Raw genomic sequence first — 17,581 nt, forward strand, 5'->3', positions numbered from 1 at the left:
TTGGCCCGGCGCCCCCAACCCCTCGTCGTGTCAGCATCACTGCTCATCGCGCACCTTCCTCAAGGTGTCACGAAGACCCTACCCATGCGGTCTAGTCCTCAGCCCAGAACCGGACACGAACACTGAAGCAAATCAACGGCAAGCGGGACTATGACCCGGATCAGGATGCCTTTAACCAGGAGCACCGGCCCGACATCAAGCACAATGTCACGGTTGGCGCCGACAGCCCCTTGGCACCTAAGACGACCAAGCCCTTCGGCGACGGCGTTGACCTGCAGCCGAACACCTGCTACGACGTGGCCGAACGCGGCAAGTTCTACACCAACGAGCATGGCGAGATCGTGCATGTGGAGACCGAGTCCGCGGCTCAGCGCCAGACTTGGTGGGACCACGACGGCGTATCCCCGATGAACCCGGATCTGAAGGACCCGCTGCCGAACGCCACCTATACGGTGGACGGCAAGTTCCACTACACCACCGATCCGTGGGGTCGCACAGTGCGCTTGCAGGTGGATCGCCTGGATGTGGTCGACGACGGCCTGCGGTATCGGTCCGAGTCCGTGCAGCAGCGGATCGGCCACTACGGCGACGGGATCGCCAAGGACACCTACGATGGTGGCCATATAGCTGGTTCGCAGAGCGGAGGGGGCCCCGAGGACCTCAACGAGGTCCCCATGCACAAGGACGTCAACCGCGGAACCAATGGCACCTACATGGACAGTTATAAGAGGTTCGAGGATGAGATCGCGGCCAACCCGGGGAACTACAGGAATATCGATATCCGCATCGAGTATGACGGCCCACCGGCGAACGCCGACTCCGTCAACCGCCTCAGCGACGTCGACCCGGTTGATAGGGTACCGACCAGATTCACGGCTGAGTGGGTAGACGAGAACGGCGCATTGCAGTCTCAAGACTTCGATAACATCAACCCATAGAAACGCAGTCGCAGTGAGGAGCGTGCATGATGAGACGATTTGACCCGGACGAGTTGCGAGAGCGTGTGGAAACCGAGTTCCGCGCTTGGCTGGACGATACCGGCGCGGACAGCGCGCATATTGAAGTCAACGGAATTGGACGAACACAGCGTAAGATCGCCTGGCTCATGCGCGACGGGGTCAAGGAATGGGCAAGGATTCCCTGGGAGCTTGGTTCCCCGCAGGGGGATCTTCGCAGGGCGCAGGCGTTGCCCGATCGCGGTGCGTGGACGTGGTGTCACTTGTGGATGGATGCCGCCGATGGGGTGCTGCATCAGGAGAACGACTGGATGCGCGAGCCGGTATTCACTCAGGCTTCCGGCGACATACGTCCCGGCCCTGGGGATTGCTGGAACGAGTTAAAGCGCTATCCGCGTGACGATGAGTTCATCCCGGACTGGCTGCGCAAGGGCTACGAGGCCGAACTCAAGCGCCAGCAGCGCAATGCACGTCGTAGAGAGAACTACCGCCGCAAGCGCGAGCAGGAGCACGGCGACTGACCCCAGCCGTTTTGCGGGCGTCGACCTATATCACTGATTGAGATTAGAAAGCCTAGAATCGGCAACGTCGGGGAATACGGAGGTGCCTGAGCGATACACACGGCATCGGCGACGTTCCACCGCCACCCATCCCGACAACGACGATGCTCCCTCTCACCCAAAAACGACCACACATCGTAGCCCCGCGCAGGAACCGCTACGCCCTCAAACCGGGAGAGCCGCACAGCCATGTTTGATTTGATTGGTGATGATGGGGTGCGCCGTCCGTTCACCGGCGATATCCGTGACCTCCGCCCAGGCGTCGTGCAACACCGTTTGCGTATTGATCAGGAGGAGGCCACGCGCCTGGGGCTGGGGCAGATCCCTGACGATCTTGAGGACCAGTACTGGGACCGACGCTGGTACCCCACCCGCCCTGAGGACGGCACCATCGACTACGAATGTATAACCGACCAGGAGTCCCAAGAACGCGACGCGGAGAATCTTCGCCGCAACCGGCTGCGCCACGCACAGTTGCATTACACGGTCACCGAGGACGAGCGCGGCAGGACCCGTGCACGCCAGGTCCCGCCCAGTAAGCCACGCTGGGCCGATGAGGTCCTGTCGCCGGTTAAGGTCCCGCCCACCTGCAGGTTCAGGTTGCGACGGGGCTTTCTGACCAGCATCCGCCTCAACGCCGACCAGCCAGAGCCCGACGTCAACCAGTGGTATGACCGGCTTAACCGTCGGGAGCAGGATGCCTGGATCGTGGGACTGTTCCGTACCGAGGCTCCTGAAGGCCAGACCACGTTGGTGCTGGAGCACTACGGGCAGGCATGGGCGGTATCCCGCACCGACGGCGTCCCCTGGCCCACCGACCTGAACGCCACCGAGCTCAGCATTCCGACGCTGTGGTTGCCCGTGACCCTGACACCGCTGCCCACCGTCCCCAACGACCCGGGCAGCCCAGTATCCATCCCCCCATCCGCCGAGCCCGTCGCGGCCCAAGTCGCCACCGACCACGCCATGTTCGGCCCCTGGTGGAAGGACGGCAACCCTATCCTGCCGTACCGGCCCCAACCGTGGGTGATACCAGCCCCAAACCGTGAACACTACCGCCAAGCACAGGGCCACAAAGCCAAGCTCTCCTACCGGAAGGCACAAGAGCTAAGGGAACAGGAGATGCACAGCAACCAGGAGGACACCGACCAATGACCACACCCAACCAGCCCGGACCCAGCCAGCTGCTCACGCCCGAGGAGCGCTTCGAGCGCGCCGTAGCCACCACCATCACCAACGCCCAGGGCCAAACACCCCGGTCGACCCCGCCTACTGCGCCCGCTTCGCCACCCCAATCGCATAAGCACCCACCCGCCACATGCTGGAGTGCCGGGCTGGCGGGTTGACCAGCCGACTACCAGGCCGCACCAGCACATGCCGGCCAGGCCCTTAGCCACAGCAGATCACCGCAGCCCGAAGCGCCGCTCCTGACTCTCGCGCACCACCTGCTGCGCCTGCCAGGTGACGCCCGAGAGCGGAATGTACTCACCCGTCTCCTGCGTGTAACCGCGCGCAACCGCCCAGTCCCAGATCCGCGAGCACTGGGCCACCGCCTTCGCCTCCAACGACGGCGGCCAAGACCCCATCCAATACAGCCCCGTCAACGCCACCGCCTGCCCATCCGGCATCACCACGCACGCATCCGCGCTCTTAACCACCTTCCCCAGCGTCACGCGGGCGAACAGGCTGGTGCGCGACGTCGGCCACGGAAAGTCGCGTGTTCGTCCGAACACATGCAGGTGGATTCCGGTCGCGTCCAGTACGGCATGACTGAGCGCCATGCCGACGACCAGAGCCAACGACGCCAGGCCCGCGAACAGCGCCACCAGCATGTAGCCGATCCTGTCCGGCTCATTCACCAGATACCAGCCGGCGCCATACAGGCAGGCGAGTCCGAAGCCCGCCGTCAACCAGAAGGCGAAACCACCTGATGCCGTGATATTGGACTTGAGCACGAGCCGCTCCTGCGAGAGCGGGATCGGTGCCAGTTCAACTTTCAGGGGCTGCTCCTCACCCGCCATTCCCGGCTGCTGAAAACCCGCAGAATGAGGGTGCCCGGCCGACGGCGGGGTTCCCTGGCCCGCCGGGGCACCGGGCGGCACGTATCCGTATCCCTGTCCATGCTCGCCAGACTCGCCAGGCCCCTGCCCCCATCCCGGGTACGACGTCGGCCGTGTCATCTCATCCTCCTCGTCACGGAACGATCATGGTAACGGTCTGCACGGCTCCACAACAGGCAGGACAGCGGGAATCGAAACACCGGGTGTTGCCCCTTCCACACCCATGCCCGCTGACAACCTCGAGACCCCCGGCGTAGTGTGCTCGTGACATGAGTGGCGGTTGGAGCAACCCCCGCCCAGGTCCGTTCACTTCGCTGCCGACGGTCCACCTGGGAAGTTCTCCCTACGGCCGTACCTTCGTTTCGACCTACGCACCGACTACGGTCAGTCGTATAACATCCTAATTCCGCAACCCACCTACCGATCTCACCTGCGAACAGTTGGAGACGCAATGTCCGACACCTTCTCAGTCGACTACGACACCGCGACGAGCAACTCCTCCAAGATGGCCTCGGCCTCCGACGACTACGCCTCGCCCGCAGCATCCAGCGTCGGTTCTGTCACCGCGAACCAGTCGTCCACCACTTGGTCCACTCACGCCGAGGCCTACAGCTGCATGCGCGCCTACTCCGATGTGCTCACGCAACTGCAGGCCTGCATCGCCTCCACACAGCGGGATCTGGATACCCTCAAAGCGAACTATGACGCAGCGGTCACGGCCTTCTCGGAGCAGGACGAACAGAGCAAGGAAGAGGCCTCGCAGAAGATCAAGAACTGGAGTGCGAACCGATCCGCCATTCCCAACACATCGATTCCGGCCGGCGTGGTAACGGTGGGCGGCGGTCCCGCCCAGGTGAGAGCCACCCTCCATTAGCTCTCATCCGGATGCGGGCCCGGCCTCAACGCACGGTCCCGCCCGGATGCGGACATCCCGCCAAGGCAATGAAGACTGACCCGCCTCGAAGGACTGACAAGGACTGACGCAGCATGGGAACGAACGTCGGCGAATTGAAGAAGATCCACGACCTGGACCTGGACGACTACGGGGACGACGCCACCCTCGCCCGGATCCGGGCCGACCTGGTCTCCTGCGATGACACCATCCGCTCCATCGCCGCCAATCCCGCCTTCGAGGGCGAGACCCAGTTCGCAGTCAACAGGGCGCTCGCACAGCTGCAGGCGGAGGTCCGCAAGTGGTATGTAGCGGTTGGCACCATCAAGGCCGAACGCACCACCGCGCGGGACTCCATGCGCGTTGCCAAGCCCAAGTACGATGAGTTGCCCGAATACACCGGCGACAATATGAACGGGGCTGCACTGGCCATTGAGGACAAACGTGACAAGCAGGCCGGCGAGGCCCTCGCCCCCATGGACGCGACCCTGACCGCATCCGCACAGGCTCTACGAAGAATAGACCTATCACGGCCGTCCTTCGATCCGAATCGCCAGGTTGACCAGACACCGCTGGATGAGCTTCCAGCCTCCACCTCCGCAGCCGCCGGCGGCGGAGGTGGCGTCGGCTCACACGGCGTCGGCTCAGGAGCAGGCTCACACGCCGTCGGGGGCGCAGGTTCCAGCGGCGCAGGCATGCAAGGATACGGCGCCAGTGCGGCCATCCTCCCCACCACGCCCGGTCCCACCACCGGTGCCTTCGGAGCGGCCGCCGCCGTCAGCGGTGCCAGAATCCTCAGCAACGCGCGGACCTACCCCATTACGGCAAACAGCGGTTGGCAGGCCACCCAGGTAGACCGCCTCACCGGCAATGCCAACAGCGTAGGCGGTTCACAGGGCACTGCCTACGCCTCTGGCCGCTACACCGTCAAGGACGGCCGCCTCGTCCCCCTGCCCTCCCCCAACGAATCCGGCACCGGCGGCACCAACAAGGTCGGCGTCGTCGCCGGGACGGCAGGAACCGCCGCCGCAGCGGCTGCCGCCATCGTCGCCGCGCGTGGGCTGAGCGGAACCTCCGCCGCTGTCGCGGGCGGTTTGAATGCGGCCGGCACCGCCGGCTCCACGGCGGCTATGGGGGTCAACGGCAGCACCGGCATACCCACCGCCGCCGGCGGATCCGCGGCACCGGCCGCCGGCGCAACCGGAGCGCAGAGCGCCGCCGGACGCCCCGTCATGGGCGCACCCGCCGCAGCGGCACGTGGCGCAGGACAAGCCCGCAACCGCCGTCGGCCCGACGGGATCTACGACATCCCCCTGCTGGAGGAGCCGACCGAGCAGGAGCACATCGGCGATCCGGGCATAGCCGGGCAGGCCGGGTCCCGCGACACAATGCCCAGCCCACAGTGGCCCCAGGAATCCGACACCTGGTGATCTCCTGACCGGCGGCACTCACTCATCCAACTCCAGCAGCATGCGCGTATTGCCCAAAGTGTTGGGTTTGGCGCGGGCCAGATCCAGGAACTCGGCTACGCCGTCGTCGTGGCTGCGCAGCATCTCCACGAAGATGTCGGTGCCCACGGGCGTGCCCTGAATCTCCTTGAAGCCGTGGGCGGCGAAGAAGTCCACCTCGAAGGTCAGGCAGAATACCCGCCGCAGCCCCATGGCCCGAGCACGGTCGAGCAGATTGTTCAGGATGGCATGCCCGACGCCGCGACGCAGATAGTCACGTCGCACCGCCAGAGTGCGTACCTCAGCGATGTCGTCCCACATGACGTGCAGGGCACCGCAGCCGATCAGACCTGACTCCTCCACGCCGTCGAGCCGCCCGGCACCCTCCGCAACCGTGAACTCCTGGATGTCCTCGAAGTAGTTGATCAGGTCCTTGCCGATCAGGATGCGCCGCTCCGAATACGGGCGCACCAGTTCGGCGATGGCGCGAGCGTCGGCGGGCCGGGCCGGCCGCAGCACGGTGCGCCAGGAGGCATCCCGGAAGCGATCCGGCAAACCGCCCGTGCTCCGACCGCCTGGTACGGGCACCGGCACCATGCCGACTCCCGACGACGCCGTCCCGCCCGCACCGCTGCCCGCCTTCGCGGCCGAAGAGACAGGGGAGTCCGGAGAGGCGGAGGAGCCCGGCTCAGCGCTGCCGGTGCGGTCCGTTGTGTACGTGCTGCCCATGTTCGCGCCTCTCCTTCCGTGCTGCCAGCGCCAGCACCGCGCGGGCGGTCGCGTCGTCGACTACCAGGTCGGTCGCCACACGCGCCCGCAGCGCCGCCAGCAGGGCGTGCGCCTTGCCGACGCCCGCCACCACACACAGTCTGCGAGGAATCCGCGACAGTTGCGCCGGTGTCGGGCCGGTGGCGCGCCCATTGAGGGCGACATCACGCCAGGTTCCGTCCTGACGCAGCATGACGGTGCACACGTCGCCGACCACGCCGTCATGCCGTAGCAGCCCCATATCATTCTCGGTCAGATGCCCGCCGCTGTACACCTGGCTGGGCAGCGCCGTGGTCGGGTCCAACGAGCCGACGCCGAACACGGCGACACTCGCACGATCCGCCAGCGCCAGGATGCGTCTTACGGAGCGTTCGGACCACATAGCCTCCCGGGTAGCGGCGTGGTCGAAGAACGCCGGCACCGGGAAGGCGACTACGCGGGCCCCCAGCCGCTCGGCGAAATCGGCCAACACCTCCCCCACGTTCGGGCCGTCGCCCTCAGGAGCGGTGGCGCCGTTGAGCTGCACCACCGTCAATCCGGGTACGCGGCGCCGCGGCAGCGCGGCCGAGACCTCGGACATGGTGGTGCCCCAGGCGGTGCCCAGCACCCCGTTCTGCGGCGCGAGCGCCACCAGCTCCTCGGCGGCCACGGCGGCAACCTGCTCCAGGCGATGAATCTCGGTGGTCCCCTCACGCACCGGCACTATCCGCGCCGACACGTTGAAGGTGTCTCGCAGGGCCGCCTCCAGGGTGCCTGCGCCGCCGGGGGCGGTCAGCGTTATGCGGACGATTCCGTCGGCGCGAGCCCGGGCCAATAATCGCGAGACGGTCGAGCGCGATACGCCCAGGTGGCGGGCGATCACATCCATGGTCTCCCCCTGCACGTAGTACATCGAGGCCGCCTCGTAGCAGCGCACCAGTGGAAACGAATTACCGGCCCGCTCCATCATCCGACCCTCCTGCCACATCCTGGCTTGCACATTCGTGCACATATGTTGCTCATTGTCGCACATACCGGCGATGCTGACTCCGGCGCAGCCAAACACGCCGAAGACGACACCGCCGAAAGGCTTTTAGGAGACTTCCAATGCGCAACACCGCTCTCACCACGACTCAGCGCCGCACCGCCCTGGAGGCCATGTCCGGAGGGGAGGGCCTGGACGTGCTAGTCGTCGGCGGGGGTGTCACGGGCGCAGGCATCGCCGTCGACGCCGCCGCCCGCGGGTTGCGCACCGGCATCGTCGAGATGGGCGACTGGGCCTCGGGCACCTCATCCTGGTCCTCCAAACTCGTTCACGGCGGCCTGCGCTACCTCTACCAGTTGGACTTCGCCCTGGTGCATGAGGCTCTGACCGAGCGCGGCCGCCTGCTGACCACTACGGCGCCACACCTGGTCAAGGCCCAGCCCTTCCTGTGGCCGCTCAAACACCACTACGAGCGCTCCTACTCCGCAGTCGGAGTAGGCATGTACGACGCCCTGGCCATCGCCGGCGCCCGCGGCCACCAGACCGTCCCGGTCCAGAAGCACCTGAGCCGCAAGGGCACCCGCACCCTGGCCCCCGCCCTGAACCCGGACAAACTGGTCGGGGCGATCCGCTTCTACGACGCCCGTGTGGACGACTCCCGCCTGGTCATCGACCTGGTGCGCACCGCCGTCGGCCTGGGTGCCCACGCCGCCAGCCGCACCAAGGTCACCGGCTTCCTCAAGGACTCTCGCGGGGCCGTCGTCGGCGCCGCAGTCACCGACCTGGTCACCGGACAATCCCATGAGATCCGCGCCGCACGCACCATCAACGCCACCGGCGTGTGGACCGAGGCCACCCAGGACCTGGCCACCGACGCGGGCGGGCTGAAGGTGCTCGCTTCCAAGGGCATCCACATCGTGGTGCCCAAGGAGGCCATTGACGCCGAGACCGGTATCTTCCTGCGCACCGAGAAGTCCGTCCTGTTCATCATCCCCTGGGAGCGCTACTGGGTGATCGGCACCACCGACACCCCCTGGGACCAGGATGTCGCCAAGCCGGTGGCCACGTCCGCCGACGTCGACTATGTGCTCGACCACGCCAATGAGGTACTCGCCCACCCGATTACGCGCGCGGACATCATCGGCATCTACGCCGGCCTGCGCCCGCTGCTCCAGCCGCAGCTGCGGCCCGGTGCCGAGGCCGCCAGCACGAAGGTCTCCCGCGAGCACACCGTCACCCGGGTGGCACCCGGGTTGACGGCAATCGCCGGCGGCAAGCTGACCACCTACCGGGTGATGGCGGCCGACGCCGTCGACCATGCGCTCGGCGAGTCTCTCGCCCATGCCCACCCCTGCGCCACCGCGAACCTGCCGCTGGTGGGCGCCGCCGGCTACCACGATCTGGCCGAGCGCGCCGGGGATATCGCCCGCGAGCGCGACTGGACCCTGGCCCGGGTGACCCACCTGCTGGACCGGTACGGCGACGAACTACCCGCACTCCTGGACGCTGTCGACGCCCACGACGCCACGGCGTCGGACGAGCCCGCCTGGGGCGAGCCCCTCACGGGGGCACCCGCCTTCCTGCGCGCCGAGGTCGCCTGGGCCGTCACCCATGAGGGCGCCGCCCACCTCGACGACGTGCTGCTGCGCCGGGTGCGCCTGGACCTGGAGCGCCGCGACCGCGGTCTGGGTGTGGCCGACGAGGTGCTCGCCGTCATGGCGCCGCTGCTGGACTGGAGTGAGGACCAGGTGGCGGCGGAGAGGGCGGCTTACGCGGAGCGGGTCGAGCAACTGGCCGCCGCGGAGGCCGAGACCACCGACGCCGCCGCCGTCGCCCACGTCAGCCGGGCCGTCTGAGCCACCCACACCCCGACCTCCGCACTCCACCCTCCGCACCCCACCGAGTTCGGTCGATATAACCGGCTTTGATGACCTTGGTCTCCTACCGGCACGCCATTAGCGGCTCGTCGCGTTTAGGGGTGTAGTGGTTCGGGTTGGGCTGCGATGCGGTGGTCGTTGTCGGGCATGGGAGGTCGTTTTCCGGTCGGCGAGGTCGTTCTCGGTAGGCGCAGACCTGCCGAATACGACCTTTTCCGCCCCAAACCCTCCACGTTCGGGAGGGTTTGGGGCGGATAAGGACGTGTTCGCCCGTCCAGGGTCGTGCTCGGGACGAGGAGGTCGTACTCGGGCGCACACGGTCGTGCGTCCGGGCGGGGACGTCGTGGTACCTGTGAGGACGTTCTGGAGCTGACGAGGACGTCGTGGGGTCGGCGGGGACGCCCTCGGCGCGGCGTCGGGGGTGGACGGTTCGTGTGTTTGGTTGACGGTTCGTCAGGTCGCACCACGATTCGCCAGGAACGGCGACGGTTCGTGCGTCTACCCCACGAACCGTCACACCCCGCCCACCGGCACACACCCACAAACCCAAAGAGCCCCAATAGCGACGGTCTCGGCACGTAACAACAACCGAACTCGGCACGTAAGATCTACCGACCTCAGCGGTTGGGCGAGGGCTCGATGCCGGCCAGGCGGGACAGGCCGTAAGCGGCGTGCAGCACCCAGACGGGGTGCACCGTCTTCACCCCGCTGGACTGCTCGATCTGCCAGCGGCAGGTCTCGGTGTCGCACACGGCCAGGTTCGGGTTGACCTCGCGCACCATGTCGAACAGGGGCTTGCCGACAGCCTGGGCGACCTCATACTTCTCCTTCTTCAGCCCGTAGGTGCCGGCGATGCCGCAGCAGGCCCGCCCGGACTCCACCACGTGGAAGCCCGGCACCAGCTCCATCAGTTCGATCGCGGGCATTCCCATGTTCTGCCCCTTGAGCTGGCAGGGGGCGTGGTAGGCGACCGTGGCGTCGATGCGGCGGAAGTGGTGGGGAAGCTCGCCGGCTTCGTCCAGGTCGCGCAGAAACTCCGACAGCTCCACGGTGCGCGCAGAGACGTCGGCAAGCACCTCGGCGTCAACACCCATGATCTCGTGGGCCTCGTGCTTGAGCATCCCGGCGCAAGACCCGGAGGATGACACGATCATCAAGTCCTTGCCGGCGGCCGTCAACTGCTCGCACAGCCGCACCACGCTCGCGGAGGCCTGTCCGTACAGGCCGTTGGACTGGGCGGCCAGGCCGCAGCAGCCCTGCTTGGGGACTATGACCTCGTACCCGATGTGCTCGAGCACCTCAATGGCGCGTTTGGAGGTCTCCACCTCGAAGTAGCCGCCGGCGCAGCCGTGGAAGAACACGATCGGGCCCCGCGATCCGGCGGGAGCGAGGGTGTCGGTTCGCCTGGTGCGCCGCCTGAGCCAGCCAGTCAGGGACTGGGGCTGCGCATGCGGCATGGGGGCGTCGCGGTGCACGCCCACGGTCTTCTCCATGACCACGCGGATCGGCTTATTGGCCAGGGCGGCGTTGGCCAGGGGCGCGATCGGGGTCATCACCCTCCCCATGAGGGTGGTCTGGGTGATGAGCCGGTCGCGCACGGGCACGGCCCGGTTCTGGGCGCGCATCACGGCGCGGGCCTGGTTGTTCAGCTCGGCGATCTTCACGCCCTGCGGGCATACTCGCGTGCAGGTGCCGCAGGAGGAGCAGTAGTCGATGGACTGGTCCACGCTCTCGCCATTGCGGTAGCGCTCGGCCTGCGGGCCGACGAACTTCGGCCCGGGGAACAGGTCGGTGACGGCCATGACCGGGCAGGCGGTCTCGCAGATGGTGCACTTCACGCAGCAGTCCAGGCTGGCGCGCGCCAGTGCGTGAGCGGCGGTCTCGACGGCGGCGGCGCCGCTCCTCACCCGCTCCCCGCCCTTGCCGGGAAGTGGCAGATCCCAGCGTTGGGCCAGCGTGTCGACGTCGAACATCAGTCCTGCTCCTTGGTCTCGTTGGGAACGGCGTGGCCGAACTCGGCCAGGACGGCGTCGCAGGCGGCCTCGGCCGATCCCAGGGCGATGCCCTCCCCGGACTTCTCGCTCCAGCGGACGGCGCCCGCCAGGACGCCGCCGGCGGCGTAAACACCACTCAGTGCGGGGGCGCCGTCGGGGCCCAGCGGCCGCATGCGCTCATCCACCGCGACCCCTACGCGGAACAGCCCCTGGGGCGCCCCCCAATAGTCGCGGTGGATCAGGCGGCGCAGGTTCTCGTCGCCGTCGGCGCTCACGCCCGCCAGCGGCAGGCCGAGGACGGTGTCGGTTATCCGCCCGTGGGAGTCCAGGGCCAGGGCCCCGGACTCGAAGCCGCCGGCGGCCAGTATGAAGGCACCGGCGCGGTGCTCGCGGGGGCGGCCGGCGGCGGCGCTGGTGACCGCCACCAGGCGGCCGCGCTCCACGCGCCTGCCGACGATGCGCCCACCCATTACCACCCGCACCCGCTGCCCGGAGGCGAGTCGATCCAGCCGGTGCTCCAGCCGCAGCCCGGGCACCGACGGCGGCCCCAGGGGGACCTCACCCACGGGCGCCCCCAGCCGCTCGGCCAGCTCCCTGAATACGCCCGGGTGGTCCAGGCCGAGCACGGCGGGCAGCAGCACGGTCTCGCCGTCGCGCACCTTGCCGTCCAGCATGCGCGCCAACCGGTCGACTCCACCGGCCTCATCCAGGGCCCGGGCGTGGCCGACGGCGTTGGTGTCGTGCTCACCGGCGCGGGCCTCGAAGTCGACGGTGATGGCGCGCGCCTGCACGCGGCCGCCGTCGGGCAGTCCGCTGCGATTGAGGTTCCCGGCGACCAGATCTGCGGTGAAGTCCTTGAGTCGGGCCAGGCCGACCACCAGGTAGCGGCCGCCGTCGCGCAGCACGGAGGCGGCCATGGAGGGCTGCACCAGCAGCGTGGGGCGCACGGCCCCGACCGCCGTGGGCAGCCACAGGTTCGCGGGCCCCTCGCCGCTGTTCGCGGCGGAGCCGCCCTGCCCCGTGCCGGCGTGCTCCGCGGCGCCGTCCGGTCGGGCCACGAGCAGCTCGGAGCCCACCAGGGCGGCGAAGCGGTCCACCCCGGCCGCCGTGGCGCGCCGTCCGATCACCCGGTAGGGGTGTCCCTCGGGAAGCAGTTCAGTGGTGATGGCCGCATAAGGATGGGTGATGGCGTGCCGCGCGGAGCGCTCCTCCACAGTGGCGCCTGCACCCGGCCCGGCGGGACCGGCCGCCCCACCGAGCCGCCCGAGCACGTCGATGGTGCCCGGTGACAGGGCCAGTCCGCCCATGCCCTTGGCGACCAGGGTGACGGTGGCTCCGGCCCGCCGCAGCCTCAGAGCCGCGGCGTAGCCGGCGATCCCGGTGCCGATGACGACGACGTCGCTGCTCATGCGCGGGCCTCCTGCTTCTGCTCGTCGGCGCGGAACGCGGTCTTCGGGGCGGCGTTCGGGTCAAGCCGGGGCGGGGCGGCCAGCACCGCCATGGCCGCGGCCAACTCGGCGGGTTCCTGCTCGCCGTCCTCGGCGTTCGCAATGGGGGTGGAGGCGGCGGCGGGGGCTGCGGCCGTAGGCAGGTCCTCGACGTCGAACGTGCCCTGCAGCATCCAGAAGTCCAGGGCCGCCTCGCGCACCTGTTCTCCGTGGAGGATCGACCACAGCCCGATCCAACGGTGCCGCAGGAAGGTGCGCAACAGCTCAGTCGCCTCGGCGGCGTCGGTACGGCCGTGGCTCACGTGCACACCCGCCACCCGGGCGGCGCAGAAGCCGCCCTGGCACGGCCCCATGCCGATGCGCAGCTGGCGGCGCAGGTCGTCGAAGGAGGCATCCGGCTGCTCATCCATCAACTCGGTGAGCATCTTGCGGGTGACCAGTTCGCATTCACAGATCGTCTGGTTCTCCAGCCGGTCCCGCTCCCGGGCCGCCAGGCGGTGGGTGATGCGGTAGTTGCGGCCATGCTCGGAGCCCGGCACCGCCTCGGTGTCCGTGGTGCAGGGCCGCTCCACGCCGAGTTCGGCGCAGACGGCGTCGACGGTGTTCTTGGCCATGAGCCGATAGGTGGTGAGCTTACCGCCGGCCACCGTGATCATCCCGGCCAGTCCCTCGGCCTCGCCATGCCGCAGCACGGTCATACCGCGGCTCATGTGACGGGTATCGGTACCGGCCACGCGTTTGTCGCGCACCAGGGGGCGGGCACCGGCCCAGGCGTGCACGAGCCGGGCCTGCCGGAAGCCGGGGATCAGCACCTCGCCGGCGTCGAGCATCTGGGCGACCTCCTCCCGCGGGATCGGGATGTGGTCGGGGTCGGGGACGCGACTGTCGGTGGTGCCGATGATGGAGACCGTGTGGTCGGGGACGAGGATGTCGCCGTCGGCGGGGTAGACGCAGCGGTTGATGACGTGGTTCACGATGCGGTGGTTGACGGCGATCATGATGCCGGCTCCGGCAACGATCTCTATCGCCTGAGAGTCGGCCATCGCGGCCAGGCGGCCACCCCAGGGGCCGGCGGCGTTGACGACTATGGCACAGGAGATGGTCAGGTCCTCACCGGTCTTCAGACCATGGGCGCGCACGGCGACGACACGGCGGTCTTCCCCCTCGCCCTCGACCACCAGGTCGGTCACCTCGTGGTAGGTCAGGATCTCGGCACCGTGGGCCCGGGCGGAGCGGGCGGCGCCCCAGACCATCTGCCAGCCGTCGACGGCGGCGTCATTGACGGCGAAGGCCCGCTTGATGCCGGGGTTCAGCCGGGGCTCCAGCCGCAGTGCCTCCGATAGGCTGAGTTCCTCGCAGGCGACGCCGGTGGCCTGCGCGCCGATGAGGAACCGGTCGGAGAAGTCCAGGTCGTCCTCGGGGGTGACGACGAACATGCCGCCGGTGCGTTCCACGGCGTCGGCATGTATGCGGGAGACGATGGCATTCTCTTCGGCGCACTCACGGGCGGAGCCGGGGTCGGAGACGACGTAGCGGCCGCCGGAGTGCAGCAGCCCGTGGAAGCGGCCGGAGGTGCCCTGGGCGAGGTCGGCGCGCTCCAACAGCACGACGCTCAGGCCCCGCATGGCGGCGTCGCGCGCGACGCCGACCCCGGTGGCGCCGCCGCCCACGACGACGACGTCGGCTGTCATGGCTCTCACTTGGGGGACCTCCTCGTCCGTTTCGGCGGGGCGGACGGCCGCCCCGGTTACGCCTGGAGTTGTCCGGTGCTCAGGCCACTGAGGCGGCGACACCGTTGTCTTTATGACTACACGTCATAGAGCGCCCGTGCACGCATGCTGCGCAAACGTTCACACCGCACCTCGGCCCGACGCACCTATTTCCTGTCACAGTCGAACAAAGCACCACTTTTCCCTGCAATAATGCCGAATCGGCAGTTTAGCGTCACCTCACCAACACATCACGAGAGCGTGGTGCGTCACCTCCTGACATGTGACCCCGAGTACTTTCTGAGCTGTTCGGGCGCGGCGTCAGGACTCCGCCCGAGCATTCGTGTGACGCGAACGGCCGCTGGCCGCTCGCCCTACGCATCGAGCACTTAGACGTGCAGAAAGTGAGCAGGCCATGAGTCTCGCCCAGATCTTCCTATCGGAGTTCTTCGGGACCTTCATCCTCATCCTCTTCGGAGCCGGCGTCTGCGCCGCCGTCAACCTCCCCAAGTCCAAGGCCCAGGCCTCCGGCTGGATCGTCATCGCCTTCGGCTGGGGCCTGGCGGTGTTCATGGGCGTATACGCCGCATACGCCACCGGCGGCCACCTGAACCCGGCGGTGACGATCGGCAAGGCGATCGCGGGGCAGGACCTGGCGGAGAACATTCCCGCTACGGCGGCGAACATCGGCGTCTACATCATCGCCCAGTTCCTGGGCGCCTTCGCCGGCGCGGTAGGCGCCTGGCTGGCTTACAAGAAGCACTTCGACGAGCAGGGGCCCGCGGACGCCAAGCTCGCCTGCTTCTCCACCGGCCCCGGCATCCGCGCCTACGGCTGGAACGTGGTCACCGAGGCCATCGGCACCTTCACCCTGGTGGCCTGGGTGCTTTACTCCGGCAAGTCCCCCTCCGAGCTCGGCCCGCTGGCCGTGGCCTTCGTGATCGTGGCCATCGGCCTGTCGCTCGGCGGCCCCACCGGCTACGCCATCAACCCCGCCCGCGACCTGGGCCCGCGGGTGGCGCACGCCGTACTACCGATCCCCGGCAAGGGCTCCTCCGACTGGGCCTACTCCTGGGTACCGGTAGTCGGCCCGATGATCGGCGCCGTCGTCGCCGCGCTGCTCATCCCGAACATGGCGGGGCTGTTCTGAGCCCCGCTCCCCCGACACAATGAAGTGAAAGGACTACTCCATGACTGAAACCGCCGACACCGAGAAGTTCGTGCTCGCGATCGACCAGGGCACCACCTCCTCCCGCGCTATCATCTTCAATCACTCCGGCCAAGTCGTCTCCATCGGCCAGCAGGAGTTCACTCAGATCTTCCCCAACCCCGGCTGGGTCGAGCACGACCCGATGGAGATCTGGGAGTCGGTGCGCGCCGTCGTCGCCGAGGCCCTGCAGAAGGCGGAGATCAACCGCCACTCGCTGGCCGCCGTCGGTATCACCAACCAGCGCGAGACCACCATCGTGTGGGACAAGAACACCGGCGAGCCGGTCTACAACGCCATCGTCTGGCAGGACACCCGCACCGCCGCGATCGCCCGCGAGATCGCCGCCGGCGACCCGCTGGGCACCGAGCGCTACCGGCAGATCACCGGCGAGAACATCTCCACCTACCCCTCGGCCACCAAGGTGAAGTGGATCCTGGACAACGTGCCCGGGGCGCGTGAGAAGGCCGAGGCCGGGGACCTGCTGTTCGGCACCCCCGACACCTGGGTGGTGTGGAACCTGACCGGCGGCATCAACGGCGGCGTACACGTCACCGACGTCACCAACGCCTCCCGCACGCTACTGATGGATGTACGCACCCTGCAGTGGCGCGAGGACATCTGCGCGGACTTCGGCATCCCAATGTCCATGCTGCCCGAGATCCGCTCCTCCTCGGAGGTGTACGGCTACGGCCGCAAGAACGGCCTGCTGATCGACACCCCGATCTCCGGAATCCTCGGCGACCAGCAGGCGGCCACCTTCGGGCAGGCCTGCTTCGAGGCCGGCACCGCGAAGAACACCTACGGCACCGGCTGCTTCATGCTCATGAACACCGGTGAGGAGCCTGTCTTCTCCAACAACGGCCTGCTGACCACCGTGCTGTACCAGCTCGGCGACGCCAAACCCGTCTACGCCCTGGAGGGCTCCATCGCGGTGGCGGGCTCCCTGGTGCAGTGGCTGCGGGACAACCTCGGCATGATCGAGAAGTCCAGTGACATCCAGGCGCTGGCACAGACCGTGGAGGACAACGGCGGGGTGTACTTCGTGCCCGCCTTCTCCGGCCTGTTCGCCCCCTACTGGCGCGACGACGCCCGCGGGGCCATCGTGGGCCTGACCCGCTACGCCACCAAGGGGCACATCGCCCGCGCCGTGGAGGAGTCCACCGCCTTCCAGTCCGCCGAGCTGCTGGAGGCGATCAACGCCGACGCCGGCGTCCCGCTCAAGGAGCTCAAGGTCGACGGCGGCATGACCAATGACGACCTGGTCATGCAGTTCCAGGCGGACCTGTGCGGCGTCGACGTCATTCAGCCGGTGGTGGCAGAGACCACCGCTCTGGGGGCGGCCTACGCCGCCGGCATCGCGGTGGGCTTCTGGAACGGCACCGAGGACGTGGTCGCCAACTGGCAGGAGGGCAAGCGCTGGACGCCGTCCATGGACGCCGCCGAGCGCGACCGCACCTACCGGCTGTGGAAGAAGGCCGTCACCCGCACCTTCGACTGGGTCGACGACGACGTCAAGTGAGTCTCATAGCCGCGACACGCCAGTCCGTATCGTGAGCCGCCACGGCTGATGCGGGCGCGGCCCGGCCGCCTGCGTCAGTCGCATCACCGGGGTCCGGTGCCATTACGGCACCGGTCCCCGCCCCCTATCCCGGAACAACCTGAGCCCGCCCGGTGGGGGACGGTCTAACCCCCCAA

15 protein-coding genes are annotated in these 17,581 nt (G+C 68.1%); 9 read left to right on the top strand and 6 right to left on the bottom strand.

Annotation, left to right across the window (positions count from 1 at the left end):
• The first annotated feature begins 230 nt into the window (after positions 1-230).
• The 4 genes from Q4A20_RS08910 (at position 231) to Q4A20_RS08925 (ending at position 2,862) form a co-directional block, all read left to right on the top strand.
• Positions 231-938 carry a DNA/RNA non-specific endonuclease gene (locus Q4A20_RS08910; RefSeq protein WP_303122383.1) on the top strand — a complete coding sequence of 236 codons (708 nt, stop codon included), beginning with the start codon at positions 231-233 and terminating at the stop codon, positions 936-938.
• Positions 939-967: 29 nt separating this feature from the next.
• Positions 968-1,477 (top strand): hypothetical protein, encoded by a 510-nt coding sequence (locus Q4A20_RS08915; RefSeq protein WP_303122385.1) that lies wholly within the window; start codon positions 968-970, stop codon positions 1,475-1,477.
• Between the two features lie 228 nt (positions 1,478-1,705).
• Entirely contained in the window at positions 1,706-2,671 is a 966-nt protein-coding gene (locus tag Q4A20_RS08920) for a hypothetical protein (RefSeq protein ID WP_303122387.1), read from the top strand.
• Positions 2,668-2,862: a hypothetical protein gene (locus Q4A20_RS08925; protein WP_303122388.1), complete on the top strand. Its 195-nt coding sequence runs from the start codon at positions 2,668-2,670 to the stop codon at positions 2,860-2,862. Before Q4A20_RS08920 ends, Q4A20_RS08925 begins: the two co-directional genes overlap by 4 nt.
• Before the next feature lie 57 nt (positions 2,863-2,919).
• Here the strand turns inward: Q4A20_RS08925 and Q4A20_RS08930 are convergent, their stop codons facing one another.
• The gene (locus tag Q4A20_RS08930; protein WP_303122389.1) at positions 2,920-3,696 is read right to left on the bottom strand and encodes a hypothetical protein; all 777 of its coding nucleotides are present in this window, start codon (positions 3,694-3,696) and stop codon (positions 2,920-2,922) included.
• 331 nt (positions 3,697-4,027) lie between these two features.
• Between Q4A20_RS08930 and Q4A20_RS08935 the strand changes: the two genes are divergently transcribed.
• Both Q4A20_RS08935 and Q4A20_RS08940 read left to right on the top strand, forming a co-directional pair.
• Complete coding sequence (locus Q4A20_RS08935) at positions 4,028-4,450, top strand: hypothetical protein (RefSeq protein WP_303122390.1); 423 nt, start codon at positions 4,028-4,030, stop codon at positions 4,448-4,450.
• A gap of 113 nt (positions 4,451-4,563) precedes the next feature.
• Entirely contained in the window at positions 4,564-5,898 is a 1,335-nt protein-coding gene (locus Q4A20_RS08940) for a hypothetical protein (RefSeq protein ID WP_303122391.1), read from the top strand.
• An 18-nt stretch (positions 5,899-5,916) separates the two neighbouring features.
• Here Q4A20_RS08940 and Q4A20_RS08945 read toward each other — a convergent pair whose 3' ends face one another.
• Together Q4A20_RS08945 and Q4A20_RS08950 are read right to left on the bottom strand one after the other, a co-directional pair.
• Positions 5,917-6,513 carry an amino-acid N-acetyltransferase gene (locus Q4A20_RS08945; protein ID WP_303122424.1) on the bottom strand — a complete coding sequence of 199 codons (597 nt, stop codon included), beginning with the start codon at positions 6,511-6,513 and terminating at the stop codon, positions 5,917-5,919.
• A gap of 91 nt (positions 6,514-6,604) precedes the next feature.
• The gene (locus tag Q4A20_RS08950) at positions 6,605-7,633 is read right to left on the bottom strand and encodes a sugar-binding transcriptional regulator (protein WP_303122392.1); all 1,029 of its coding nucleotides are present in this window, start codon (positions 7,631-7,633) and stop codon (positions 6,605-6,607) included.
• A 137-nt stretch (positions 7,634-7,770) separates the two neighbouring features.
• Here Q4A20_RS08950 and Q4A20_RS08955 point away from each other — a divergent pair, with 137 nt between their 5' ends.
• Positions 7,771-9,504 (top strand): glycerol-3-phosphate dehydrogenase/oxidase, encoded by a 1,734-nt coding sequence (locus tag Q4A20_RS08955; RefSeq protein WP_303122393.1) that lies wholly within the window; start codon positions 7,771-7,773, stop codon positions 9,502-9,504.
• A gap of 638 nt (positions 9,505-10,142) precedes the next feature.
• Here Q4A20_RS08955 and Q4A20_RS08960 read toward each other — a convergent pair.
• From Q4A20_RS08960 to glpA, 3 genes are read right to left on the bottom strand one after another with little or no spacing between them, the layout of a single operon-like run.
• Complete coding sequence (locus tag Q4A20_RS08960) at positions 10,143-11,498, bottom strand: anaerobic glycerol-3-phosphate dehydrogenase subunit C (RefSeq protein WP_303122394.1); 1,356 nt, start codon at positions 11,496-11,498, stop codon at positions 10,143-10,145.
• Positions 11,498-12,928: a glycerol-3-phosphate dehydrogenase subunit GlpB gene (gene glpB / locus Q4A20_RS08965; RefSeq protein ID WP_303122395.1), complete on the bottom strand. Its 1,431-nt coding sequence runs from the start codon at positions 12,926-12,928 to the stop codon at positions 11,498-11,500. The genes Q4A20_RS08960 and glpB overlap by 1 nt, the downstream gene beginning before the upstream one ends.
• Positions 12,925-14,667, bottom strand: coding sequence for an anaerobic glycerol-3-phosphate dehydrogenase subunit GlpA (gene glpA, locus Q4A20_RS08970; protein WP_303122396.1), 1,743 nt, complete (start codon positions 14,665-14,667; stop codon positions 12,925-12,927). Before glpA ends, glpB begins: the two co-directional genes overlap by 4 nt.
• Positions 14,668-15,091: 424 nt before the next feature.
• Here glpA and Q4A20_RS08975 point away from each other — a divergent pair, with 424 nt between their 5' ends.
• A complete protein-coding gene (locus tag Q4A20_RS08975) occupies positions 15,092-15,826 on the top strand; it encodes an MIP/aquaporin family protein (protein WP_303122397.1) in 735 nt (244 codons plus the stop codon).
• A gap of 40 nt (positions 15,827-15,866) precedes the next feature.
• Positions 15,867-17,405, top strand: a complete 1,539-nt coding sequence (glpK, locus tag Q4A20_RS08980; RefSeq protein WP_303122399.1) for a glycerol kinase GlpK — start codon at positions 15,867-15,869, stop codon at positions 17,403-17,405.
• Positions 17,406-17,581 lie beyond the last annotated feature (176 nt).

Origin of the sequence: Actinomyces sp., from assembly GCF_030530635.1 — a bacterium.
Lineage (GTDB): Bacteria > Actinomycetota > Actinomycetes > Actinomycetales > Actinomycetaceae > Actinomyces.

Coding starts and splice junctions, on each gene's coding strand:
- Q4A20_RS08975 (WP_303122397.1), top strand. CDS start 15,092: ATGAGTCTCGCCCAGATCTTCCTATCGGAGTTCTTCGGGACCTTCATC.
- Q4A20_RS08950 (WP_303122392.1), bottom strand. CDS start 7,633: ATGATGGAGCGGGCCGGTAATTCGTTTCCACTGGTGCGCTGCTACGAG.
- Q4A20_RS08945 (WP_303122424.1), bottom strand. CDS start 6,513: ATGGTGCCGGTGCCCGTACCAGGCGGTCGGAGCACGGGCGGTTTGCCG.
- Q4A20_RS08915 (WP_303122385.1), top strand. CDS start 968: ATGAGACGATTTGACCCGGACGAGTTGCGAGAGCGTGTGGAAACCGAG.
- Q4A20_RS08935 (WP_303122390.1), top strand. CDS start 4,028: ATGTCCGACACCTTCTCAGTCGACTACGACACCGCGACGAGCAACTCC.
- Q4A20_RS08960 (WP_303122394.1), bottom strand. CDS start 11,498: ATGTTCGACGTCGACACGCTGGCCCAACGCTGGGATCTGCCACTTCCC.
- Q4A20_RS08955 (WP_303122393.1), top strand. CDS start 7,771: ATGCGCAACACCGCTCTCACCACGACTCAGCGCCGCACCGCCCTGGAG.
- glpK (WP_303122399.1), top strand. CDS start 15,867: ATGACTGAAACCGCCGACACCGAGAAGTTCGTGCTCGCGATCGACCAG.
- Q4A20_RS08925 (WP_303122388.1), top strand. CDS start 2,668: ATGACCACACCCAACCAGCCCGGACCCAGCCAGCTGCTCACGCCCGAG.
- glpB (WP_303122395.1), bottom strand. CDS start 12,928: ATGAGCAGCGACGTCGTCGTCATCGGCACCGGGATCGCCGGCTACGCC.
- Q4A20_RS08930 (WP_303122389.1), bottom strand. CDS start 3,696: ATGACACGGCCGACGTCGTACCCGGGATGGGGGCAGGGGCCTGGCGAG.
- Q4A20_RS08920 (WP_303122387.1), top strand. CDS start 1,706: ATGTTTGATTTGATTGGTGATGATGGGGTGCGCCGTCCGTTCACCGGC.
- Q4A20_RS08940 (WP_303122391.1), top strand. CDS start 4,564: ATGGGAACGAACGTCGGCGAATTGAAGAAGATCCACGACCTGGACCTG.